The 26,960-nt window shown below is 65.6% G+C and carries 2 protein-coding genes (1 of these 2 running past the window's edge); both read right to left on the reverse strand.

All coding sequences use genetic code 11. The features are described from left to right. Complete coding sequence (locus tag BFP96_RS07045; protein WP_065935906.1) at positions 1-14,472, reverse strand: non-ribosomal peptide synthetase; 14,472 nt, start codon at positions 14,470-14,472, stop codon at positions 1-3. Next, positions 14,469-26,960, reverse strand: partial view of a non-ribosomal peptide synthetase gene (locus BFP96_RS07050; RefSeq protein ID WP_065935907.1) — the 3' portion only. 447 nt of this gene lie beyond the right edge of the window; the window shows 12,492 of its 12,939 coding nt (coding positions 448-12,939); the start codon falls outside the window, past its right edge; its stop codon occupies positions 14,469-14,471. The genes BFP96_RS07045 and BFP96_RS07050 overlap by 4 nt, the downstream gene beginning before the upstream one ends.

A 26,960-nucleotide genomic window follows, 5' to 3' on the forward strand; every position in this document is an offset into this window, starting at 1 on the left:
TCAAGACACCACCTCCCCAACCACAACCCCCTCAACCCACCACCTGGCCAACGCCGACACATTCGGCGCCTTAAGCAAAGTGAAATGATTCCCCCCGCCATACCAAACCTGCAACCCACGCCCCTGCCCCCGCCACCCCTCAATCATCAACCCCTGCTCACGCTGATTACCCGCCGCATCCAGCGCCGGGTCACGCGCCAGCACCAAACGCACCACCCCGTCATACCGCGCCTGCGGCCGATACACCGTACGCAACGCCGCCGCATAAGTCCGCGCAGGGCCAACCATCGCATCCCCGGCAGACCGCGCCGGCAACAACCCAACCCCAACCATCCCCGCATGCAACGCCTGGCGCTGCGCCACCTCATCACTCGCGGCAAAATCCAGCGGATCGATCCCCAGGGATCTCCCGGCCGCCAACTGCATCGCCTCGATCAACCGCAACAACGCCGCCGTCGACGTATACGGCCGCCCCACCACACCATTACCCCCCGGCGACTCACTGTCGATCACCGTCAACGACGCCACCTCGCGGCCCATCGCCTGCAAGCGCAGCGCCATTTCCAGCGCGACCCAGCCGCCAAACGAATGCCCGACCAGATGCACCGGCCCCGCCGGGCACTCATGAATCAGCGCCGCGAGGTAACACTGCGCCGCCGCTTCCACCTGGCTGTGGGGCACCGCTTCACCGTCCAGCCCGCGCGGCTGCAGGCCATACAACGGCCAGTCCCGCCCCAGCGCCTCGCTCAAGCCGACGAAGCCGGTCACGCTGTCGCCCGCACCGGGCACGCAGAACAGCGGTGCATGCCCGGCCTTGCCGCCCTGGATACGCAGCAAGGGCTGATGCGTCGCCTCCATCACCGGTAAAGACTCAGCCAACGCTTGGGCCATCGCCGCGCCCAGGCTGCGGATATGCGGAGCCTGCATCATGCTCTGGTGATTGCCGGGCACTTCAATCTGGCGCAGTTGACCGGATGCCAGCGCGTCCTCCCAGCCCAACGACTCACTGCGCCGCGACAGTTCGGTCGGCCGTTCCTGGGCGCTGAACAGATGCACCGGAATCGGCAGCGGGAACAGGCTGTAATGCGCCAGCGCATGCCCATGCCCGACTTCGCGCTCGATGAAACTGATCAAGTCGGCGTCCGCGGCCGCCGCCATTTGCGGGTATAACAAACCTTCATCGCGACAACATTGCAGCAGGCCCGCAAGGTCCAGCTGTTGAGTGTCTGCTTCCAGTTGCGCCAATCTCGCCACTTCATGCGTGCCTCCTTGTACGGTCCAATGGGCCGTGCACTGCAGCAGCAGATGCCGCTTGAGCGCCTGCGGCCCTTCCCAGCGTGCCTTGCCCTGATCGGTCATGCGCGGCACGAAGGTGTCGATCAAGCCAAGGAACGCGACGCTTTCGTCCAGCCCCAACAGTTGCATGGCCACTTCATAGGCAAGCACCCCGCCGAACGACCATCCCGCCACACGGTAGGGTCCGTGCGGCTGGATCTCGCGAATCAGGCCGACCATGCGCGCCGCCAAGCCCTCCATGGTGTTCAGGTGAGCCTCGCCCAGCGCCAGGCCCGGCAGACCATAGATCGGGTAATCACCCGGCAGGTGCTGACCCAGCGCCGGGAAATACACGTCCATGCCGCTGAACTCGTGCACCAGGAACAAGGCCGGCTGGGCACCGCTGCTGCGCACGGTTACCACCGTGGTGCAGCGCGTTGCCTGCTCGTCACGCTCGCGCAACATCGAGGCCACGTTCGCCACGCTGACGTGCTCAAAGAGCTCGGCCAGGCTCACCTGCAGACCCGCCTCCTCCATCAGGCCGACCAGGCGAATGGCAAGCAAGGAATGACCGCCCAGTTCGAAGAAACTGTCATCGCGGCCGACCTGCTCAAGCTTGAGTACGTCGGCCCATAGCTGACCCAGCCTGTGCTCCAAAGCATCGCGAGGCGGTTCGAACACGCGGTCAGCCGGCGCTTGCAGCGCGGGGACCGGCAAGGCCTTGCGGTCGATCTTGCCATTGGCCGTCAGGGGTAACCGCTCCAGTGGCATATAGGCTGACGGCACCATGTAGTCCGGGAGTTGTTCCTGCAGATGGGCACGCAGGCTATCGATGCCAACAGGCTCTGCCGCCCAGGTGAAATAGGCCGCCAGGCGTTTGTCGCCCGGTGCGTCTTCACGGGCCAGCACCACCGCCTCCTGAATGGCGGCGTGGGTCGCCAGGCGTGCTTCAATCTCGCCCAGTTCGATACGAAAACCGCGAATTTTCACTTGGTCGTCGTTGCGCCCCACGCACTCCAGCAAGCCGTCCGCGTTCCAGCGACCCAGGTCGCCGGTGCGGTACATCAGGGCCTCGGGCTTGAAGGGGTCGTGCACAAACTGTTCGGCGCTCAATTGCGCACGATTCAAATACCCCAGGGCCACGCCGTCGCCACCGATACAGATTTCACCGGTCACGCCCAACGGCACCGGCTGCAACTGCGCATCCAGGACATAGACCTGAGTATTGGAAATCGGTCGACCGATCGGCACGCTGTCCGTGTGGTCGGCGAGTGCGCGCACCTCATGGGTGGTCGCGTAAGTGGTGGTTTCCGTCGGCCCGTAGCAATGCACCAGACGCAGTGCCGGTGCGCGCGCCAACAAGCTGCGGAACGCTGCCGGATCAGCGCGCTCGCCGCCGCACAGGAGGATGCGCAACCCCGCCAGCGCATCGGGTATCAGTTGCACGTACTGATTGAACAGCGCCGTGGTGACGAACAGTATCGTCGCCCCCTCCAACGCAGCGCCAAACGCCACCGGATCGAGCAATATGGAATGATCGATGACCTGCACCTGCCCGCCGTTGAGCAGCGGCCCCCACACATCCATCGTGCTGGCGTCAAAGGCCGGGTTGGAGGCGAATGCCACACGATCACCCGCGTTGAAATCCGCATAGCCGTTGTTGATGACCAGCCGGGTGATGCCACGATGAGGCACCACTACGCCCTTCGGCGTGCCGGTGGAGCCGGAGGTGTACATGACGTAGGCCACGCTGTCCGACGATTGCGACAGGTCGGGGTTGTGGTCAGGTTGCGCATCCAGGGTCAGGGTATCGAGGTCCAGGCGTTGAGCCGGGTAGTCAACGGCTATATCACTGCGGGTCAGCAGCCGCACCGCGCCGCTGTCCTGCAGCATGAAACCCTGGCGCTCGGCGGGTGCATTGATATCCAGCGGCACGTAGGCGGCGGCGCATTTCAACACGGCCAACTGGCCGACTATCAAGTCCACGCCGCGTGGCAGCAGAATCGCTACGCTGTCCCCGGTGCGCACGCCAAGGCCGAGCAGGTGATGGGCCAAGCGGTTGGCGCGAAGGTTGAGGTCAACGTAGCTCACGCGCTGCTCGCCATGCACCACCGCCAGCGCACCGGGACGGGCCCCGGCCTGGGCCTCGAACAAGCGTTGCACCGTGTGTGCGCGGGGGAATTGGCGGGCGGTAGCGTTGAAGTCCTCAAGCAATTGTCGGCGCTCGTCGGCCGGCAGGATCGACACAGCGCTGATGGCGCTGTCGACAGTGTCCTCCAACGCCGTCACCATTTGCTCAAGCGCCGTGGCCAGGTAGCCGCAAAGACGCCGCGCACCCTGACCCGCTGCGCTCAGACTGAAACGGTCGCCCAGGTCGTCCACACTCATCGACAGGCCGTAGCTGGAGCGCTCCTCGCCCTCGAGCAAATAGATGCCCTGCCATGCCTTTGCGGCATCGTCATTTGGCGTGCCGTGTACCTCGGCACTGTGACGATAGTTGAACAGTACGTTGAACAACGACGTGCCTGCAGGCACGCTGCTGCAACGCTGCGCCAGCGCCAGGGGCGCGTGTTCGTGCTGGAGCAACTGCGCCAGGCGCGCATGGGTGTCGCGCAGCGCACCCCGCACCGAGTGTTCACCCAGGTCGACGCGCAGCGGCAAGGTATTGATAAAGACCCCCATGGCCCGTTCGGCCCCCTCCCCGCCCTGCAGGCGGCCCAGCATCACGGTGCCGAACACGACCGACTCGCGCACGGCCACCTTGCCCATGACCAGGGCCCAGGCCAGGTGCATGACGCTGGCGGCGCTCACGCCGGCCCGACGCGCCTGGGTACGCAGGCGCTGGCTCAGCGCATGATCGAGCAGGCTTTGCACCTGTTCAACCGGGCCCAGCTCGCACAGGCAGGTCGGCTCATCGACTTGGGCGAGCATGTCGCGAAAGAACGCCTCATGCTCTTCGTCGGTGATGCCCAGGCGGGTCTGGGCAACGTAATTGCGATAAGGCACCGGTGCGCTCAGCGTATCGCCTTTGCCCCCCAGGAAGGCCTGCATGTCATGCTTGAGGATGCCCAGGGTCACGTGGTCCATCACCAAGTGGTGAAACAGCAAGGTGGCCACCACGCGCTGCGGTTCCTCGGTGTAGACCAGGCGCATCACCGGTGCCTGAGCCAGGTCCAGGCGCTGCGGCAACGGCCCTTTCTCAACGTGCAGGGACGCCTCACGCCACACTACTTGCATCGGCTCTTGCAAGCCGTCCCAATGGAACGAGGAACGCAGGATGTCATGACGCCGGATCACCGCCTGCAATGCCTCGGCAAATGCGTGCAAGCGTGCCGTGCTGTCGAAGGCAAATTGCGCCTGCAGCACATACACGTCGTCCTCCTGAACCGCGCGGTGGTGGTACAGAATTCCCTGCTGCAACGGGGCCAGCGGGTAGATATCCTGCACATTGGCGGCCCCGCCGGGGATGGCGGCGACAACACGGTCGATGGCCGGCTGATCCAGGCGCGCCAGCGTCAGCATGGACGGTGTGATGGCGTCGCAATCGGCGGCGATGCCATTGGCGGGTACGGCCACTTCCCGGCTGCCACCCAGGGTCGCCGCCAGGGCCGTCAACGTCGGCTGGCTGAACAGCACGTTCATGTCCGCCGACAATCCGAGCTGGCGCAGGCGCCCCATCAGACTCACGGCCATCAATGAATGCCCGCCCAGCTCGAAGAAGTTATCCTGCCGCCCTATACGCTCCACCCCCAGCAACTCGGCCCACACGCTGGCCAAGGCGATTTCGGTATCGCCCTGGGGCGCTTCGTAGTCGCGCACGCTCACCGACTCCACGTCCGGCGCCGGCAGCGCCTTGCGATCGAGCTTGCCGTTGGGGCTCAGCGGCAACGCGTCCAGGCGCACAAACACAGCGGGCACCATGAACGCCGGAAGCTGTTGCGCCAAATGACTGCGCAGCTCATCGATGTCGCACGCGTCGGCGGTGTAGTAAGCGATCAGGCGTTGCTCACGGGCCACCACCACCGCTTCGTTGACCGCGGGATGCTCGGTCAGTCGCGCCTGGATTTCCCGCAGTTCTATCCGCAATCCATGGATTTTCACCTGGTCGTCATTGCGCCCCAGGTATTGGAGTGTGCCGTCGGGCAGATAACGGCCGAGGTCACCGGTACGGTACAAGCGTCCCTGGGTAAACGGGTCATCAAGGAAGCGCTCGGCCGTCAGTTCAGGACGGTTCAAATAGCCCCGCGCCACTTGCACGCCGCCAATGAACAGCTCGCCCACCACACCCAGGGGCACCGGCTGCATCTGCGTGTCCAGCACGTACATGCGGGTATTGGCGATCGGTTTGCCGATGGGCGTGTTTTCCGGCACGTCGCAAGGCAGGCAGGACCACGCCGTCACGTCCACCGCCGCTTCAGTCGGACCGTACAGGTTATACAGGTTGACGCCCGGCAGTTGCTGCTTGAAGCGCCGCACCAGGCTGCCTGGCAGCGCTTCACCACTGCACATCACGCGTTGCAGGCCCGCTACCTGGCTGACATCGCCATAGGCAAGGAAGACATCGAGCATTGACGGCACAAAGTGCAACGTCGTGATCGCTTCACCTTCGATGACCTCGCACAGGTAAGCGGGGTCCTTGTGACCGCCCGGACGCGCCATCACCAGCCGAGCACCGATGGACAACGGCCAGAAGAATTCCCACACCGATACGTCGAAGCTGAACGGGGTTTTCTGCAGAACTGCGTCGTCGCAGGTCAGTCCGTATTCGTCCTGCATCCACAGCAGGCGGTTGACCACCCCACCGTGATCGTTGATCACCCCCTTGGGCTGCCCGGTGGAGCCTGAGGTGTAGATCACGTAAGCGCTTGCACCGCGTACCGCAGGGTTATCGTCCGGCTGGTGCTGCCAGCACGGCTGGTCCAATTCAAGCACCGCCACCTCGCCCAGCAAACCACGCGTAGCGACCTGGGCAAGCACCACCTGCGGTGCACTGTCTTGCAGCATGTAGGCGATCCGCTCCTGGGGATACGCCGGATCCAGCGGCACATAGGCCGCGCCGGCCTTGAGCACCGCATACAGGGCGATAACCATGTCCAGGCCACGCTCTGCGCAGATGGCTACGCGGGCATCCGGCTGCACACCGAGCGCCAGCAGATGATGGGCCAATTGGTTGGCGCGGCTATTGAGTTCGGCATAGGTCAATTGCTGCGTGCCGGCCTTGAGCGCAATCGCATCCGGCGTGCGTTCAACCTGCGCTTCGAACAGGCCATGCAGGGTCTGGTCGAGGTTGTAGTCGACTGCCGTAGCGTTGAAATCAAACAGCACCTGCTGACGCTCGCGCGCCCCCAGCAACGGCGTATGCTCCAGCACCGCCTGGTCGTCTTCGACCATCGCCTGCAACAGACCAATCAGGTAGCCGACGTAACGCTGCACCGTCGCCTCATCGAACAAGGCCACCGCGTATTCCAACGTGCCCAGAATGCAGCCGTCGACTTCGCCCAGGCTCAGCGCCAGATCGAACTTGGCAAAGTGGCTGTTCTCGACGATCGCCTCCAGCGTCAGGTCGCCGAGGGCCAGCGCCGGTGCACTGCTGTCCTGCCAGGTCAGCAGCACCTGGAAGATCGGGCTATGTGCCAGGCTGCGCAGCGGCCGGAGGATCTCCACGACTTTTTCGAACGGCAGGTCCTGGTGAGACTGAGCGGCCAGCGTCACCGCCTTGACCCGCGCCAACAGTGCCTCGGTGCTCAGCTCGCCGCAGGTGTCGATGCGCACGGCAAGCGTGTTGACGAACAAGCCAATCAGTCCTTCCACTTCACTGCGGGCCCGGTTGGCTACCGGCGAGCCGATCACCAGGTCGTGCTGACCGGACAACCGTGCAAGCAGTGACGCCCAGGCGCTCATCACTGTCATGTACAGCGTCACCCCGTGCCTCTGGCTCAACGCCTTGAGCCCGGCGGTCAGACGCTCATCCAGGCGCACCTGGACCGTATCGCCGGCATAGCTCTGCTGCGCCGGGCGGGGCCGATCGGTAGGCAGGGACAGCAGCGGCGGCGCGCCGGCCAGGGTTTGCTGCCAGTAGGCGCTTTGGTGGTTGAGGACTTCGCCACTCAGCCAGCGCCGTTGCCAGACGGCAAAATCAACGTACTGGATCGGCAGTGGCGGCAACGGGTCGGGCAGGCCATGGCTGAAGGCCTGGTACAGCGCCATCAGTTCCCGGGTGAGCACGCCCATGGACCAGCCATCAGAGACGATGTGGTGCAGGGTCAGCAGCAGCACATGGTGATCGTCGGCCATTGCCACCAGGCGTCCACGTATCAGCGGACCTTGTTCCAGGTCGAACGGTGCCGAGGCTTCGCCGTGGATCAATGCATCCAAAGCCTGCTGAGGATGCGAGTGATGCCGCAGGTTCTGCAATTGCAGCGCCAACACCTCTTCAGGCGGTGCAATCAGTACCCGCGCGTCGTCGCCGTGCTGGGCAAAGCGGCTGCGCAGGGTTTCATGTCGCGCAACAATACGTGCCAAGGCACGTTGCAGCGCCTGCACATGCAATTGCCCGCGCAGTCGCAAGCCGATGGGAATGTTATAGGCGGTATTGGCGCCTTCCATCAGCGCCAGGAACCACAGGCGTTGCTGGGCGAACGACAACGGAGCGTGTTCTTCGCGATTGGCCGGCAGGATATCCGGCAAGGTGCTGCGACCGGACTGGGCCAGCACGGCGGCGACGGCGCTGAGTTCGGCATTGGCGAAAAAATCGCTCAGCAGCAGCTCTATGCCCAGGCGCTGACGCACCTGGGACACCATGCGCATGGCCAGCAGCGAGTGACCGCCGAGTTCGAAAAAGTTGTCGCGCCGGCCTACTTGCGCCACCTGCAACACATCGGCCCAAATCTGCGCGAGCACGCTTTCAAGCTCGCCCTCGGGCGCAATGTACTCACGGATAAACAGGGCCGACAGGTCCGGCTTTGGCAGGGCCTTGCGATCGAGCTTGCCGTTGGCCGTCAGCGGGAGCGCATCGAGCCGCATGTACGCGGCCGGGACCATGTAGCCCGGCAGACGCGCGACCAGGTGCGCACGGATATCAGCGCCAGCCAAGGAACCCGTCGACGGATGCGCGGTGAAATACGCCACCAGCCGCTCGTCACAGACCAGCACCACGACATCCTGGATACCCGGCAACTGGTTGAGTTGGGTTTCGATTTCGCCCAGTTCGATGCGCACACCACGGATTTTCACCTGATCGTCGTTGCGGCCCAGGTACTCCAGGGTGCCGTCGGGCAACCAACGCGCCAAGTCACCGGTGCGGTACATGCGCCCCGCATTGAACGGGTCATGCAGGAAGCGTTCGGCGGTCAGTTCCGAGCGGTTCAGGTAACCGCGCGCCACGCCTTGGCCGCCGACATACAATTCCCCGGCTACACCCAGCGGTACCGGACGCTGCTGTTCGTCGAGCAGGTAGACCGTGGCATTGGCGACAGGCTTGCCGATATGCAGCGGCTGGCCGACCTCGATCCGGCCGGAGGTGGCGACCACTGTGGCTTCGGTGGGCCCGTAGTTATTGACCAATGCGTAACGCAGCGGGCGCGTGAACTGGCGCAAACGGTCGCCACCGATCAGCAAGGTGCGCAGCGTCGGATGTTCGATCTGCTGGCTGAAGGCGTACTCGGCGACCGGCGTCGGCAGGAAGCACACGTCCAGCGGTTGCGCGCACCACCAGGCGAGCAGCGCGTCGACATCCTCGACGCCGTCATGGGCCGGCGGCACGTGCAGGGTCGCGCCGACACACAGCGCCGGCCAGACTTCCCAGGCCATCGCATCGAATCCGAAGCCGGCGACACTGGCCGTATGGTCCCCGGCATGCAGATCAAAAGCACGACAGTGCCAGTCCACCAGGTTCACCACACTGTGGTGTTCCACCATCACACCTTTGGGCAAGCCGGTGGAGCCGGAGGTGTAAATCACATAGGCCAGATTGGACGGGCCGGCAGCGACTTCGGGATGAAGTTGCGCAGGGATAAGCCAGTCAGCGCCATCCAGCTCGATTACCGGCACCTCAAGGGCAGGCAGCGTTGGCAGCAGCGCGCGCTGGCTCAGCACTGCCACGGGCGCGCAGTCGCAGAGCAGATAGGCCAGGCGCTCGGCGGGATGCGCTGGATCGACCGGTACATAGCACGCGCCGGACTTGAGGATCCCCAGCAACCCGACCAGGGTGTCGAGGCCGCGACGGGCGACGATGGCTACGCGGTCGTCGGGCTTGATGCCCAGGCCGCGCAGGTGATTTGCCAGATGGCTGGCGTGACTGTCGAGTTCGGCATAGGTCAGGTGGCGCTCGCCGGCCTTGGCCGCAATGGCATTGGGCGTGCGCTCGGCCTGAGCGGCGACGAGCCCGTGCACGGTCTGCTCGACGTTGTTGGGCATCGATGTCGCATTGAAGTCCACCAGCACCCGCTGGCACTCAGGTTCCTCCATCAGCGGCACATGGGCCAGCACCGCACGGTCGTCGGCGACCATGGCCTGCAACAGGCGGGTGAAATAGCCGACGTAGCGCTGCACCGTCGCCTCATCGAACAGCGCGACAGCGTATTGCAGCGCACCACGGATCCTGCCTTGGTCTTCACCCAGGTCCAGGGTCAGCTCAAACTTGGCAAACAGGCTCTCTTGAGCAACGCCTTCAATCACCAGATCGCCCAACGTCAGGGTGGGCGCGCTGGCGTCCTGCCAGGCCAGCAGTGTCTGAAACAGCGGCGTGTGGGCCAGGCTGCGCACCGGCTGGGTAATCTCCACCACCTGTTCGAACGGCAGATCCTGATGGGACTGGGCCGCCAGCGACACCGCCTTGACCCGCGCCAGCAGCACTTCGGTGCTCGGTTCACCCGAGGTATCGATGCGCAGGGCCAGGGTATTGACGAACAGGCCGATCAGCCCTTCCACTTCACTGCGCGTCCGGTTTGCCACCGGCGAGCCAATCACCAGGTCATGCTGGCCGGACAACCGAGCCAGCAGCGCTGCCCAGGCGCTCAACAGGGTCATGTAAAGCGTGACGCCATGGCGTTGACTCAACGCTTTCAGCGCGGCTGTCAGGCGCTCGTCCACATGCACCTCGACGCTGCTGCCGGCATAGTCTTGCTGCGCCGGACGTGGACGATCAGTGGGCAGCGTGAGCAAGGCCGGCGCATCCGCCAGCACGTGCTGCCAGTAATCGCTCTGGCGGTGCAGCACTTCACCGCTGAGCCACAAACGTTGCCAAATGGCGAAATCACCGTACTGGATCGTCAACGGCGGCAGCGGGTCGGGCTGCCCGTGGATGAACGCCTGGTACAGCGCCATCAGTTCGCGGGTCAGCACGCCCATGGACCAGCCGTCGGAGACAATGTGGTGCAACGTCAGCAGCAGCACATGATGATCGTCGGCCATCATCACCAGGTGCCCACGCAGCAGCGGGCCGCGCTCCAGGTCAAACGTGGCCGAGGCCTCGTGGCGGATCAGCGCTTCAAGGGCCTGTTGCGGCTCGGGATGACCGCGCAGGTCCAGCGACTGCAGCGGCATGGCATCGTCGGCGGGCACGGTCAGCACCTGGGTGTCATCGCCCACCTGGACAAAACGGCTGCGCAGGGTGTGATGGCGCCTGACGATGCAGGCCAACGCCTCTTGCAGCGCCTGCACGTGCAATTGCCCACGCAGGGCCAGGCCTATGGGGATGTTGTAGGCACTGTTGCCGCCGTCCATGTTGGCCAGAAACCACAGGCGCTGCTGGGCGAACGACAGCGGCACATCCTCGCCACGATTGGCCGGCAGAATATCCGGCAAGGTGCTGCGACCCGCCTGGGCCAGCACGTGAGCAACGGCCGCCAGTTCGGCGTTGGCGAACAAGTCGCCCAGCACCAGCTCCACCCCCAGGCGCTGGCGCACCTGGGACACCATGCGCATGGCCAGCAGCGAATGCCCGCCCAGCTCGAAGAAGTGATCGCGCCGCCCAACCCGCTCCACTTGCAACACGTCGGCCCAGATCTGCGCGAGCACGCTTTCGATCTCGCCCAGCGGCGCCTCGTATTCACGGCTGAACACCGCAGCCATATCCGGCGCCGGCAGCGCCTGGCGGTCGAGCTTGCCGTTGGCGGTCAGGGGCAGCGTGTCGAGCTTCATGAACGCCACCGGCACCATGTAGTCCGGCAGATGGGCCACCAGGTGCGCGCGGATATCAGCGACGGCCAGCGCATCCAGTTGCGGGCTTTCGGTGAAATACGCCACCAGCCGCTCTTCACGCACCAGCACCACCGCCTCCAGGATGCCCGGCAGTTGGTTGAGCCGGGTTTCGATTTCGCCCAGTTCGATGCGCATGCCACGGATTTTCACCTGGTCATCGTTGCGCCCCAAATACTCCAGGTTACCGTCGGGCAGCCAGCGCGCCAGGTCGCCGGTGCGGTACATGCGCCCGCTGCTGAACGGGTCGCGCAGGAAGCGCTCAGCGGTCAGCTCCGGGCGATTGAGGTAGCCGCGCGCCACGCCCTTGCCGCCCACGTACAGTTCACCCGCCACGCCCAACGGCACCGGGCGCAGCTGTTCGTCCAGCAGATAGACCCTGGCATTGGCGATAGGCTTGCCGATATGCAACGGCTGGCCCGCCTCGATCTTGCCGGCGGTGGCGACCACCGTGGCTTCGGTGGGGCCATAGTTGTTGATCAGCTCGAAGCGCTGCGCACGCCCGAAATGGCGCAGGCGATCGCCGCCGATCAGCAGTGTGCGCAGGGTCGGGTGTTCGATGTTCTGGCTGAAGGCGTACTCGGCCACCGGTGTCGGCAGGAAGCACACGTCCAGCGGTTGCGCGCACCACCAGGCGAGCAGCGCGTCGATGTCTTCAGCGCCGTCGTGGGCCGGCGGCAGGTGCAGGGTGGCGCCCGCGCACAGCGCCGGCCACACTTCCCAGGCCATCGCATCAAAGCCGAAACCGGCCACGCTGGCGGTATGCCGCCCGGCGCGCAGGTCGAAGGCGCTGCAATGCCAGTCCACCAGGTTGGCCACGGTGTGATGCTCCACCATCACCCCTTTGGGCAGGCCGGTGGAGCCGGAGGTGTAGATCACATAGGCCAGGTTCGACGCTGTCATGGCCACCTCGGGATTGCTCGCCGCGTGGTGGTGCCAGGTGTAGCGGTCCAGGTTGATCACCGGCACCTCCAGCTCCGGCAGGCGCTCGAGCAACGCGTGCTGGGTCAGCACGGCCACCGGGGCGCTGTCGCTGAGCAGGTAGTTCAGGCGCTCGGCCGGGTGGGATGGGTCCACCGGCACGTAGCAGGCGCCGGCCTTGAGAATCGCCAGCAACCCGGCCAGGGTGTCCAGGCCACGGCGTGCGACGATGGCCACGCGGTCATCGGGCTTGACCCCCAGCGCCAGCAGATGATGGGCCAGCAGGTTGGCTTGCTGATTGAGTTCGGCGTAGCTCAGCGTGCGGTGCAGGCACACCGCCGCGATGGCATCCGGGGTCAGCGCGGCCTGGGCTTCGATGCGCGCGTGCAAGGTGCTGCCCTGGGGGAACACCGCCTGGGTTGCGTTGAACTGCTCGAGCAACAGGCGCTGCTCGGCCAGCGGCACCACCGGCAACTGGTTGAGCGCGGTGTGCGGCGCCTGCTCCAGGGCGCTTACCAGGTTTTCCAGTGCGGTTTGCAGGTAGGCGCAGACGCGGTGCGGGTCGACCTGGGTGCAGGCGAGCAACCGCAAGATGAAGCTATCGCCCAGGTCATCCACGCTCAGCGTCAGCGGGTAGTTGGTACGCTCCTGCGAGCTCAACATTTCGATGCCGTTCCATGCCGCCACCGCCTCGGCCTGATTGCCGGAACCACTGTGCCGGTAATTGAGCAACGCACTGAACAGTGGCGTGGGCGCAGTCACTCCACTGCAGCGCTGCGCCAAGGCCAAAGGGGCATGCTCATGGCGCAGCAACGTCGTCAGCCGTGCATGGGTGTCCCTGATGCCGGTGCGCACATCCGCATGACCGACGTCCACACGAAACGGCAACGTATTGATGAAAATCCCCAGCGCTCTGTCGGTCTGCTGACCGCCCTGCATGCGCCCCATCAACACCGTACCGAACACCACGCTTTGCTTGCCTGCCAACACACTCAGCACTTGGGCCCAGGCCATATGGAACACGCTCGCCGCGCTTACGCCCAGATGGCGTGCCTGCTCGCGTACACGTTGATTGAGCGCTGCCGACAGCGGCAGGTCCGCTTCGACGATATCGCGGCCGTCGCCCTGCACATCCTGCAGACCGAAAGGCAAGGTCGGCTCGCAGATATCGCTGAGCATCTGACGGAAAAACGCCTCGTGCTCCTGCTCGCTGACGCCCAGTCGCGCCTGCGCCACGTAATTGCGAAACGGGATGGGCTGGCCCAATTGTTCGCCACGGCCTTGCAACAGCGCCTGCAGTTCATGGCGCACCACGTCCAGCGCGCTGTGGTCCAGGGCCATATGATGAAACAGCAGCATTGCCACCACGCGCTGGCCGGGTTCGTCCCAGGTGCGCACCAGGCGCAGCAGAGGCGCCTGGGTCACGTCCAGGCGGTAATGGCGAACATCGAACAGCTGGCGCAACTGCTCTGCGATATCGCCCTCAGCCGGATCCAGCTCAAGGGCTTGCACCGGTAGCCGGGCCTGGCGCCAGACCACTTGCGAGGGCTGTTCGAGGCTTTCCCAAACCACCCCGGTACGCAGGATATCGTGCCGATCCACGACGCTCTGCAAGGCGTTGGCAAACTGCTCGAAGCGCGCCAGGCTGTCGAAGGCGAACTGCGACTGCATGATGTACGGGTCACCCTGCTCCGTGCTCGCGTGGTGGTAGAGAATGCCTTCCTGCAACGGCGCCAGCGGGTAGATGTCCTGGATATTCGCCACGCCGCCCTCGACGGTGGCGACGATCCGCTCGATCTCGTCCTGGCTCAGGGTGGACAGCGTCAACATGGCCGGGGTGATGCGCTCGGCGCCCGGGGCGATGCCGTTGGCCGGTACTTGCACCTCACCGGCTTTGCCGGCCGAGTATTCACCCGCCTTGATCCGTTCGATCAGGGCCGGCTTGTGTTCGCGCAACGCAGCGAGGATCGCCGGGTCGCTCAAGGCTTGCTTGTTGCCTTGTACGGACAGTTGCTCGCCTTTGAGCGCCAGTTGCACATCCTTCGTTTTCAGGGTTGCCAGCAGTTGTTGGATGTTCACAGGACGATCTCCATTCGTTCGGTCATTGCGGCGTAGCCGGCCAGGGTCGGTTGCTCGAACAGCCCTCGCACATCGGCTTCCATGCCTTCCTGGCGCAAGCGCCCGATCAAGCTCACGGCGAGCAGCGAATGCCCGCCCAGTTCAAAGAAATTGTCATGGCGCCCTACTCGCTCCACCTTCAGCAGCTCGGCCCAGAGTCGGGCCAGCAGTATTTCGCAGTCGCCTTCGGGCGCTTCGTACTCACGCACACTCAACGACGCCGTGCCCGGGGCCGGCAGCGCCTTGCGGTCGAGCTTGCCATTGGGGCTCAGGGGCAGCGCGTCGAGGTGCATGAACAACGCGGGCACCATGAAGTCCGGCAGGTGCTGCAAGAGCTGGCTGCGCAGGGCGTCGATGGCGGTGGCCGCGCCGGTGTAGTAGGCGACCAGGCGATCTTCGCAGGCCACGACCACGGCATCTTTCACCGCTGGATGCTCGATCAGTCGCGCCTGGATTTCCCCCAATTCGATGCGCAGGCCGCGAATTTTCACCTGGTCATCGTTGCGGCCCAGGTACTCGAGATTGCCGTCCGGCAGGTAGCGGCCAAGGTCGCCCGTGCGGTACATCCGACCCGCGCTGAACGGGTCCTCAAGGAAGCGTTCGGCGGTCAGTTGCGCACGGTTGAGATACCCCCGCGCCACCTGCACGCCACCGATGAACAGCTCACCGACCACCCCCAGCGGCACCGGCTGCAATTGGGCGTCCAGCACGTACATGCGTGTGTTGGCAATCGGCTTGCCGATCGGCGTGTTGTCCGGCACGTCGCTGCGTGCGCAGTTCCATGCGGTCACATCCACTGCGGCTTCGGTCGGGCCATACAGGTTGTACAACCCGATGCCCGGCAGTTGCTGCTTGAAGCGTCGCACCAGGCTGCCCGGCAGCGCTTCACCGCTGCAGATCACGCGCACCAGCCCGGCGGCCTGGCTGACATCGCCGTGGGCCAGGAATACGTCGAGCATCGACGGCACAAAGTGCAGCGTGGTGATGCGCTGCGCCTCAATCACTTCACACAGATACGCCGGGTCCTTGTGGCCGCCCGGACGTGCCATGACCAGGCGGGCGCCGGTCATCAGCGGCCAGAAGAACTCCCACACCGACACGTCGAAGCTGAAGGGCGTTTTTTGCAACACCGCATCCTGCGCGTTGAGGCCATACGCGTTCTGCATCCACAGCAGGCGGTTGACCACCCCGGCATGTTCATTAATGACCCCCTTGGGTTGGCCGGTGGAGCCGGAGGTGTAGATCACATAAGCCTGATGCCGGGCGGTAAGCTCCGGCACGCTGGGATTGGTGCTCGGCTGGTGCTGCCAGGTGTCGCAGTCCAGATCAAGGGTGGGTATATCACCGAGCAAGGCGCGGGTTGCGCCGTGGGCCAGCACCACCACCGGTGCGCTGTCGTGCAGCATGTAGGCGAGGCGCTCGTGGGGATAGGCCGGGTCGAGCGGAACATAACCGCCGCCGGCCTTGAGGATGGCGAACAAGCCGATGACCATGTCCAGGCCACGCTCCAGGCACACCCCAACCCGCGACTCGGGCCGTACGCCCAGTTCACGCAGGTGATGAGCCAGACGGTTGGCCCGCTCGTTGAGTTGCCGATAGCTCAGGCGTTGATCCCCCGCTTTCACGGCCTCGGCATCCGGCGTGCGTAAGACCTGCGCCTCGAACAAGCCGTGCAAGGTCTGGTCAAGGTTGTAATCGACTGCGGTCGCGTTGAAGCCGTGCAACAGTGTCTCGCGCTCCTGCTGCCCCAGGATCGACACGCGGCTGATCGGCAGGTGCGGCGCCTGTTCCAGCGCCTCGACCAGCCCAAGCAACGCCGTCTGCATATAACCGCAGACGCGTTGCGCTCCAATGTGCGCGGGGGTCATGACGGTCAGGCGGAAACCATCGCGCTGGTCATCGACGTTCAAGGTCAAGGGGTAATTGGTGCGTTCTTCACTGGCCAGGGTGTGAATCCCTTGCCATGCCTGCGACACCGTCGCCTCCTGGCTGGCGCTGTGGCGGTAATTGAGCACTGCACTGAACAACGGCAACGGCGCGGCGACGCCACTGCAACGCTGGGCCAGAGCCAGGGAGGCATGTTCATGGCCGAGCAGTGCCGTCAGGCGCTCATGGGTGCGCTTGACGGCCGCGCGTACACCGGTCTCATCAATATCCACGCGCAATGGCAAGGTGTTGATGAACATCCCCAGTGCACGGTCGCTACCTTTGCCCCCCTGCATACGGCCGAGCAGTACCGTGCCGAAGACCACGCGGTGCTGGCTGCTGGTGCTGGCCAGCACCCGGGCCCACGCCAGATGAAACAGACTGGCGGCGCTGACACCCAAGAGGCGGGCCTGCGCCCTCAGACGCTGGCTGAAGGCCGGGGCCAGGCTCTGCTGCACCTCTTCGATTGCACTGCCGTCACCTTGGACGTCCTGCAAGCCGAACGGGAGCGTCGGCTCGTCGATGTCTCCCAGCATCTGGCCAAAGAACGCTTCATGTTCGTGCTCTTCGACGCCCAGACGCGCCTGAGCCACATAGTTGCGGTAAGGAATGGCTGCTTCAGCGATCCGGGGCTGCCCGAGCAAACTGGCTTGCATCTCCTGACGTACGCTGTCGAGTGCCGTGTGATCAAGGGCAATATGGTGGAACAGCAAAATCGCAACGACCCGCTGCTGACCGGGGTCCTCGGCATACACCAGGCGGATCAGCGGGGCCTGGGACATCGGCAGCCGGTAATGGCGCGGGTCGAAACGCTGGTGCAACTGCTCGATGACGTTGCCTTGCAGCGATACGCATTGCACGGCCAGTTCAGCCTTGCGCCACACCACTTGCAGCGGTTGCACCAGGCCCTCCCAGACCACTGCGGTGCGCAGGATATCGTGGCGATCGATCACCTGCTGCAGCGCCTGGGCAAAGGCGTCCAGGCGCTCAAGGCTGTCAAACGCCAGGTGCGATTGCAGCAGGTACGGGTCGCCCCGCTCGGCGCTGATGTGATGGTAGAAAATGCCTTCCTGCAACGGCGCCAGCGGATAGATATCCTGCACATTGGCGGCGCCGCCGGGCACTTGGTCGATCACCTGATCCAGCGTCGATTGCTCCAGCGTCACCAGCGACAGCATGTCCGCCGTGATGCGTTGGCAGCCGTCGGGAATACGGTTGGCCGGCACCTGCACTTCGCGACCACTGCCCACGGCGGCGGCCAGCGCGGCCAGGGTCGGCTGGCTGAACAGCACGCGCACATCGGCGCTCAGGCCGACCTGGCGCATGCGCTCGATCAGGCTGACGGCCAGCAATGAATGCCCGCCCAGTTCGAAGAAGTGGTCATGGCGCCCCACCTGCTCCACCTGCAGCACGTCGGCCCAGATCCGCGCCAGGCGGGTTTCCACTTCGCCCTGGGGCGCTTCGTAGTCACGGGTCAGCAGCGCGGCTTGATCGGGGGCCGGCAAAGCCTTGCGGTCCAGCTTGCCGTTGGCGGTCAGGGGTAAGGCCGCAAGTTTCACGTAGGCCACCGGCACCAGGGCCTCGGGCAGTTGCGCCTGCAGTTGCGCGCGCAGCGTGTCGATCGACAGCGCCTGGCGTTCGGTGAACCAGGCGATCAAGCGGCCTTCGCGCACCAGCACTACCGCTTCCGCGACGCCGTCGAGCGCGGCCAGGCGGCTTTCGATTTCGCCCAGTTCAACCCGCACGCCGCGTAGTTTGACCTGGTCATCGTTGCGCCCCAGGTATTCCAGGTTGCCATCGGGCAGCCAGCGCACCAGGTCGCCGGTGCGGTACATGCGCCCGGGGTTGAACGGGTCTTGCAGGAAGCGCTCGGCGGTCAGGTCCGGGCGATTCAGGTAACCGCGCGCCACGCCGCGGCCCCCCACATACAGCTCACCGGCTACGCCCACCGGCACCGGACGCAGGTGCGCATCCAGCACGTAGCTGGTGGCATTGGCCACAGGCCGGCCGATATGCAAAGGCTGCCCGGCACGCACACGCCCGGAAGTGGCGACCACCGTGGCTTCGGTGGGGCCGTAGTTATTGATCAGGGCAAACCGTCGTTCCTGGCTGAACTGGCGCAGGCGGTCGCCACCGATCAGCAGCATGCGCAAGGTCGGGTGTTGCAGGTTCAGGCTGAAGGCGTACTCGGCCACCGGGGTGGGCAGAAAGCTCACGTCCAGCGGCTGCGCCAGCCACCAGGCCAACAGTTCGTCGATGTTTTCATTGCCCACCTCGGCGGGCGGCAGGTGCAGGGTCGCGCCCACGCACAGCGCCGGCCAGACTTCCCAGGCCAGCGCATCGAAACCGAAACCGGCGACGCTGCTGGTATGGCTGGCAGCCCGCAGGCCGAAGGCCTCGCAGTGCCAATGCACGAGGTTTTCCACGTGGTGATGCTCCACCATCACGCCCTTGGGCTGGCCGGTGGAACCGGAGGTGTAGATGACGTAGGCCAGGTGCGCCGGGGTCAGTGCGCCCAGTTGCGGATTGCTCACAGGGTATTGCTGCAAGCCGAGGCCGTGCAGGTCGACACTGGCGACGCCGCCGAGCAGGTCGCGGGTGCAGGCTTGCGAGAGCACCGCCACCGGTGCGCTGTCCTGCAACAGGTAGGCGATCCGCTCGGCCGGGTACGCCGGGTCGATCGGCACATAGCCCGCGCCGGCCTTGAGAATGCCGAGCAGGCCCACCAGCATCTGCGGGCCGCGACGACAGCAGATCGCCACGCGGTCATCCGGCTGCACGCCAAGCCCGAGCAGGTGATGGGCCAGTTGGTTGGCGCGTTGATTGAGCTGCTGATAGGTCAGCGCCACACCGTCCTGCATCACCGCAACAGCCTCGGGCTGACGCTCGGCCTGGACTTCAAAGGCGCCGTGCAGGGTGTGCCCGCGCGGGAAGTCATGGGCGGTGGCGTTGAATTCGCGCAGCAGCGTGTCGCGTTCCGCCGTCGGCAGAATCGGCAGGTGGTGCAAGCGGGTGTCCGGTGCGTTTTCCAGGGCGTCGACCAGCTGCGCCACGGCGTTGTGCATGTAGTCGCACAGGCGCTGGGCGCCGATCTGCGGCAACGCCAGCACGGCCAGGGCAAAGCCTTCGCCCAGGTCATCTACACTCAGGGTCAGCGGATAGTTGCTGCGCTCTTCGCCGCCGAGCAGTTGTACGCCCTCCCAGATCCCCTGACCGTCGCGGGCCATTTCGCCGGGGCTGCTGTGGCGGTAATTGAGCAAGGCGCTGAACAGCGGCGTGGCCGTCGCCACCCCACTGCAACGCTGGGCCAGGGCCAGGGAGGCATGTTCATGCCCGAGCAAGGCGCTCAAGCGTGCATGGGTGGCCTTGACCGCGTCGGCGGCAGCGGCCGCCACATCGACCCGCAGCGGCAAGGTGTTGATGAACATGCCCAGCGCACGATCCGCACCATCGCCGGCCTGCATGCGCCCCATCAGGACGGTGCCGAACACCACGTCGTCGCGCCCGGACACCAGCCCCAGCACCTGCGCCCAGGCCAGGTGCATCAGGCTCGCGGCGCTGACACCCAGGTGGCGTGCCTGCTCGCGCACCCGCTGCGCCAGCTCGGCCGGCAGCTGCCGTTCGGCTTCTTCGATGGTGCGGCCGTCGCCCTGCACATCGTGCAAGCCGAACGGCAGCGTCGGCTCGTCGACATCGGCGAGCATGCCGCGGAAGAACTGCTCATGCTCGGCCACGCTGACCCCCAGGCGCGCCTGGGCCACATAGTTGCGAAACGGCGCGGCTTCGGGCAAGTCATCGGCCTGATCCAGCATGAAGGCACGCATCTCCTGGCCCACCACTTCCATGGCGGTATGGTCCAGGGCCAGGTGGTGGAACAGCAGGATCGCCGCGACACGCTGATTGGCCGGGTCCTGGGCGTAGACCATGCGCAGCAGCGGCGCCTGGGTGATGTCCAGCCGGTAGTGCCGCGCATCGAAGCGCGCATGCAGTTGTTCGATGATGCCGCCGTCGGCCGGGTCCAGGCTGACGGCCTGCACCACCAGCTGCGCCTGGCGCCACACCACTTGCACCGGGCTGTCCAGGCCTTCCCAGACCACCCCGGTGCGCAGGATGTCGTGGCGCGCCACCACCTGTTGCAGCGCGCCCATGAAAGCGTGCAAGCGCTCAAGGCTGTCGAACGCCATGCGCGATTGCAGCAGGTACGGGTCGCCCTGTTCAGCGCTGATATGGTGATAGAGGATGCCTTCCTGCAACGGCGCCAGCGGGTAGATATCCTGCACGTTCGCCGCACCGCCCGGCACGTTGGCCACGATGCGTTCGATGGCGGCCGCGTCGAGTTGCACCAGGCTGAGCATCGACGGGGTGATGTGCGTGCAGCCTGCCGGGATGCCATTGGCCGGCACCACGATTTCGCGCCCGCTGCCCACCGCCGCCGCCAATGCCGCGAGGCTAGGCTGGCTGAACAGCACCCGCACATCGGCGCTCAGGCCGACGCGGCGCATGCGCTCGATCAGGCTGACGGCCAGCAACGAATGCCCGCCCAGTTCAAAGAAATGATCATGCCGACCGACGCGCTCGAGCTTGAGCACGTCCTGCCAGATCTGCGCCAGCAGGGTTTCCACCTCGCCCTGGGGGGCCTCGTAGGCACGGCTGAGCAGGGCCTGCGGGTCTGGCGCGGGCAAGGCCTTGCGGTCGAGCTTGCCGTTGTTGGTCAAGGGTAAATGGGCCAGCGGCATATAGGCCGAGGGCAACATGTAGTCGGGAAGCAGGCCTTGCAGGTGGGCGTGTACCTCATCGATGCCCAGCGCGGCGTCGGCCCAAGTGAAATAGGCCACCAGGCGCTTGTCCCCCGGCACGTCCTCACGGGCCAGCACGGCGACGTCGCGGATGCCCGCGCAGCTCGCCAGACGCGCCTCGATCTCGCCCAGCTCGATACGGAAACCACGGATTTTCACTTGGTCGTCGTTACGCCCAAGGCATTCGAGCAAGCCGTCCACCGACCAACGCCCAAGATCACCCGTGCGGTACATCAAGGCGTGGGGCTGTTCGGAAAACGGGTCGTGCACGAACTTTTCGGCGCTCAGGTCCGGGCGGTTCAAATAGCCCTTGGCCACGCCATCGCCGCCAATACAGATTTCGCCAGTGATGCCCAGGGGCACCGGCTGCAACTGCGCGTCCAGCACATAGATCTGCGTATTGGCAATGGGCCGCCCCACCGGCACGCTCTCCACGTCATCGGCAAGTGCGCGCACTTCGTAGGTAGTGGCGTAGGTGGTGGTTTCGGTCGGGCCATAGCAATGCACCAGGCGCAGTGCCGGTGCCTGGGCCAGCAGGCTGCGGAAGGCGGCCGGGTCGGCGCGCTCGCCGCCGCACAGCAAAATGCGCAAGCCGGCCAGTGCCTCGGGGATCAGTTGCACATACTGGTTGAACAGCGCGGTGGTGACGAACAGCACCGTGGCACCCGCCAGCTCGGCGCCGAATGCCTGCGGGTCGAGCAAGGTAGCGTGGTCGATTACCTGCACCTGCCCACCGTTGAGCAGCGCGCCCCACACGTCCATGGTGCTCGCATCGAACGCCGGGTTCGACGCAAAGGCCACGCGGTCCTGGGCATTGAAGTCGGCGTAGCCGTTATTGATCACCAGCCGGGTAATGCCGCGCTGGGGTACCAGTACGCCTTTGGGCGTGCCGGTGGAACCGGAGGTGTACATGATGTAGGCCACGCTGTCGGCGGACTGTTCCCGCTCGGGATTGTCGGCCGACAGCCCGTCGAGGTTCAGCCCGGCCAGGTCGTCCAGCACCAGGCGGGCGCCGCTGTCCTGCACCATGAAGGCCTGGCGTTCGGCCGGCGCATTGACGTCCAGCGGCACGTACACCGCCGCGCACTTGAGCACGGCGACTTGGCTGACCACCAGGTCGATGCCGCGCGGCAGCGCCAGGGCCACCGGCTCGCCAGGTTGCACGCCCTGGCCGATCAGGTAGTGGGCCAGGCGATTGGCGCGGCGATTGAGGTCGCGGTAACTCAGGGACAGCTTGCCCTGCACCACCGCCACCGCTTCAGGCCGTGCCAGCGCCTGGGCTTCGAACAGCTGTGCAACGCTCAGATGCGCAGGGTAATCGCGGCGACTGGCGTTGAACTCCACCAGCAATTGGCGGCGCTCAGCCGGCGGTATGATCGACAGCGTTTGCAGCGCGGTGGTCGGCGCCTGTTGCAGGGCCGTCACCAGGTGGCGCAGCGCGGTCAGCATGTAGTCCGCCACGCGCTGCACGTCCAGCGTGGCGATGCCTTGCACGGTGAGGGCAAAGCCTGCGCCCAGATCATCGACGTTGAGCACCAGCGGGTAGTTGCTGCGCTCTTCGGAGCTGAGTATCTGGATGCCGGACGCGGCGAACGGGCTGTCACCCGGCGCTTCATCCGGTGCGCTGTGGCGATAGTTGAGCAAGGTACTGAACAGCGGCAACGACGCCGGCACGCCACTGCAGCGCTGGGCCAGCGACAACGAGGCATGTTCGTGCCCGAGCAATTGCGCCAGGCGTGCGTGGGTGGCGCGCACACCGGCCTGCACGCCCGTGGCGCCGAGGCTGACCCGCAGCGGCAAGGTGTTGATGAACATCCCCAGCGCCCGATCGGCGCCCTCGCCGCCCTGCATGCGCCCCAGCAACACGGTGCCGAACACCACGTCGCGCTGGCCGGACACCTGGCTCAGCACCTGCGCCCAGGCCAGGTGCACCAGGCTCGCGGCACTCACGCCCAACTGCCGCGCCTGTTCGCGCAGGGCCAGGCTCAGCCCCGACTCCAGCGGCAGATGGGCTTCGACGATGCCGCTGCCGTCGCCATTCACATCCTGCAAGCCGAAGGCCAGGGTCGGCTCGTCGATATCGCCGAGCATCTCGCTGAAGAAAGCTTCGTGCTGCGCCTGACTCACACCCAGGCGCGCCTGGGCCACGTAGTTGCGGTACTGCACCGCGTCGGGCAACTGCGCGCTGCGGCCGCACAGGCTGGCACTCATCTCTTGCACCAGCACGTGCAGGGCGGTGTGGTCGAGCAGGATATGGTGCAACAGCAGGATGCCGACCAGGCGCCCCGCTTCCTCGCTGTACGCCAGGCGCATCAGCGACGCGCGTGACAGGTCCAGGCGATAGTGACGAGGGTCGAAGCGCTGTTGCAGAGACGCCAGGGCATCGTCGCCCGTGGCCTCGACCCGCTCGACCGCCAGGGGTGCCTGGCGCAGCACCACCTGCACCGGTTCATCCAGGCCTTCCCAGAGGATCGCGGTGCGCAGGATGTCGTTGCGCTCGATCACGCTGTGCAGCGCCTGGACAAACCCGTCCACCGCCGTCTGGTCAGCGAAACTGAACTGCACCTGCAACACGTAGGGGTCGCCCTCTGCGGTTGCCAGGTGATGGTAGAGAATCCCGGCCTGCAACGGCGCCAGGCCATAGATGTCCTGCACATTGGCGATGCCGCCGGGTATCGCCTGGATGATGTGGTCGATGGCGGCCTGGTCGAGGTCGACCAGGGGCAGCATGTCCGGGGTGATGGCCGCGCTGTGTTCTTCAATGAGATTGGCCGGCACCTGCACTTCGTGGTGCCCGCCGACCGCCGCCGCCAGTGCCGCCAAGGTCGGCTGGCCGAACAGCACGCGCACATCGGCGCTCAAGTCTACCTGGCGCATGCGCTCGATCAGCTTGACCGCCAACAGCGAGTGGCCGCCGAGCTCGAAGAAATTATCCTCGCGCCCCACGCGGTCGACCTTGAGCAAGTCCTGCCAGAGCGTGGCGATGGTGGTTTCCACCACGCCCTGGGGCGGTGCATAACCGCGCCGGGCCAACGCGTCGGTATCAGGTGCGGGCAAGGCCTTGCGGTCGAGTTTGCCGTTGGTGGTCAGCGGGAACCGCTCCAGCAGCACAAAGGCAGCGGGCACCATGTAATCGGCCAGGCTCTGCAGCAAATGGTCGCGCAAGGCGGCCGCAGTGGGCGCGCCGTCGGCAATTACGTAGGCCACCAGGCGTTTGTCGCCGGGGGTGTCCTCCCGGGCAATCACCACGGCGTCGCGCACGCCGTTGGCGGTGGCCAGGTGGGCCTGGATTTCACCCAGTTCGATACGGAAACCGCGGATCTTCACTTGGTCGTCGTTGCGCCCCAGGTACTCGACGCTGCCGTCGGCCGACAAGCGGCCAAGGTCGCCGGTCTTGTACATGCGCAGGCCGGTGGCCGGGTCGTGCAGGAAGCGTTCGGCGTTGAGCACGTCACGGTTCAGATAACCGCGCGCCACCCCGGCGCCGCCCACATACAGCTCACCGACCACACCGAACGGCAGCGGCTCGCGCTGTGCGTCAAGGATGTACAACTGCAAGTCCGGAATGCGCACGCCAATCGGGCTTACGCCGACCAACTGCGCATCGGCCGCTTCCAGCGCGCGGTAGGTCACGTGCACGGTGGTTTCGGTGATGCCGTACATGTTCACCAGTTGCGTACCGGCATTCACCGCCCGTGCATACCAGGGCTTGAGCATGCCCGGTTCCAGCGCCTCGCCGCCGAAAATCACCTGGCGCAACGAATGCGCCTGGTCGCTGTTGCCCTGGGCCGCGATCAACTGGCGGAACGCACTCGGCGTCTGGTTGAGGATGCTGACCGAGGCTTCGCAGAGCAGCGCGTAGCACTCATCCGGTGAACGGCTGACCAGTTGCGGCACGATCAGCAACTGGCCGCCGTGCATCAGCGCACCCCAGATTTCCCACACGGAAAAGTCGAACGCGAAGGAATGGAACAGCGCCCACACGTCGTGCTGGTTGAAGCCGAACCAGTGCTGGGTGGCGCTGAACAGGCGCGCCACCTGGCGGTGTTCGATCATCACGCCCTTGGGCTGGCCGGTGGAACCGGAGGTGTAGATGACATAGGCCAGGTTGGCCGGGCTCAGGTGCAGGCACGGATTGACCGTGGCCTGCTGGTGCAGGGCGTCGAGGTCGATCTGCGCCAGGTTGCCCACCAAGTGCCGGGTGCCGGCTTGCACCAGCACCGCCACCGGCGCGCTGTCGCCCAGGGTGTAGGCGATGCGTTCCTGCGGGTACTCCGGGTCGATGGGCACATAACCGGCACCGGCCTTGAGGATGCCGAGCAGGCCGATGATCATCTGCGGGCCGCGCTCCACGCAGATCGCCACGCGCGCGTCGGGGCGCACGCCCTGGGCCAGCAGCGCATGGGCGACCTGGTTGGCGCGTTCGTTGAGTTCACGGTAGGTCAGGCAGCGTTGTTCGAAACGCACGGCAATCGCGTCGGGGCGGGTGGCGGCGTGGGCTTCGACTTGCTGGTGGATCAGGACGGTGTCGGCGTAGTGCGCGGGGCTTTGGTTTACGGAGCTTTGGTTGAGGCGGTGCAGCAGGGTATGGCGTTCGGAGTCAGGCAGGATGTTCAGGCCGCTGAGCGGCATATCCGGTCGCTGTTCAAGCGCATCGGCCAGACTTTCCAGCGCCGTGTGCAGGTAGCCGGCCACGCGTTGCGCGCTGATGGACGCATCGACCATCACCGTCAGCGCAAAGTCTTCACCCAGGTCATCGACGTTGACCGTCAGCGGGTAGTTGGTGCGCTCTTCGGCGCCGAGCACCTGGATGCCTTCGGCCACGTCGATCACCGCGTGCATGTCGCTGGCGGCGCTGTGACGGTAATTGAGCATCGCACTGAACAGCGGTGCAGGCGCCGCTACGCCGCTGCAACGCTGGGCCAGCGCCAGGGAGGCGTGCTCGTGCTCAAGCAAGGTGGTGAGGCGCTCGTGGGTGGCTTTGATCGCGGCGCGCACGCCTTGCTCGCCGACATCCACGCGCAGCGGCAAGGTATTGATGAACATGCCCAACGCGCGCTCACCGCCCTCGCCCGCGCCCATGCGGCCGAGCATCACGGTGCCGAACACCACCGACTCCCGGCCGGAGACCACCCCCAGCACCCGGGCCAGCGCCAGGTGCATCAGGCTTGCCACACCCACGCCCAACGGACGTGCCAGGCTGCGCAGGCGCAGGCTGAGGGCATGCTCAACCGGCAGGCGCGCTTCGTCGATGCCAAGGCCATCGCCCTGCACGTCCCGCAGGCCGAAGGGCAACGTCGGCTCGTCGATGTCGGCGAGCATGTCGCGGAAGAAGGCTTCGTGGGCCTGCTCGCTCACACCCTGGCGCACCTGGGCGATATAGCTGCGAAACGCTACCGGCGGCGCGGCCTGCGCCTGCTTGCCGGCGAGGTACAACTGGATTTCCTCGCGCACCCCATCGAGGGCGGTGTGATCGAGGATGGTGTGATGAAACAGCAGCATCGCCACCACGCGTTCGTTGGCCGGGTCGTCGGCGAACACCAGGCGCAGCAACGGCGCCTGGCCCAGGTCCATGCGATAGGTGCGCGCATCGTAGCGTGCGAGCAGTTGGGCCAGGCGGTCGGCGCCGTCCAGATGCGCCTCTTCACAGGCCAGGGTTGCCTTGCGCCACACCACCTGCAACGGCTCGTCGAGGCGCTCCCAGGCCATCGACGTGCGCAGGATATC

This window comes from Pseudomonas sp. 34 E 7 (genome assembly GCF_900005715.1).
Taxonomy (GTDB): Bacteria; Pseudomonadota; Gammaproteobacteria; order Pseudomonadales; family Pseudomonadaceae; genus Aquipseudomonas; species Aquipseudomonas orientalis_A.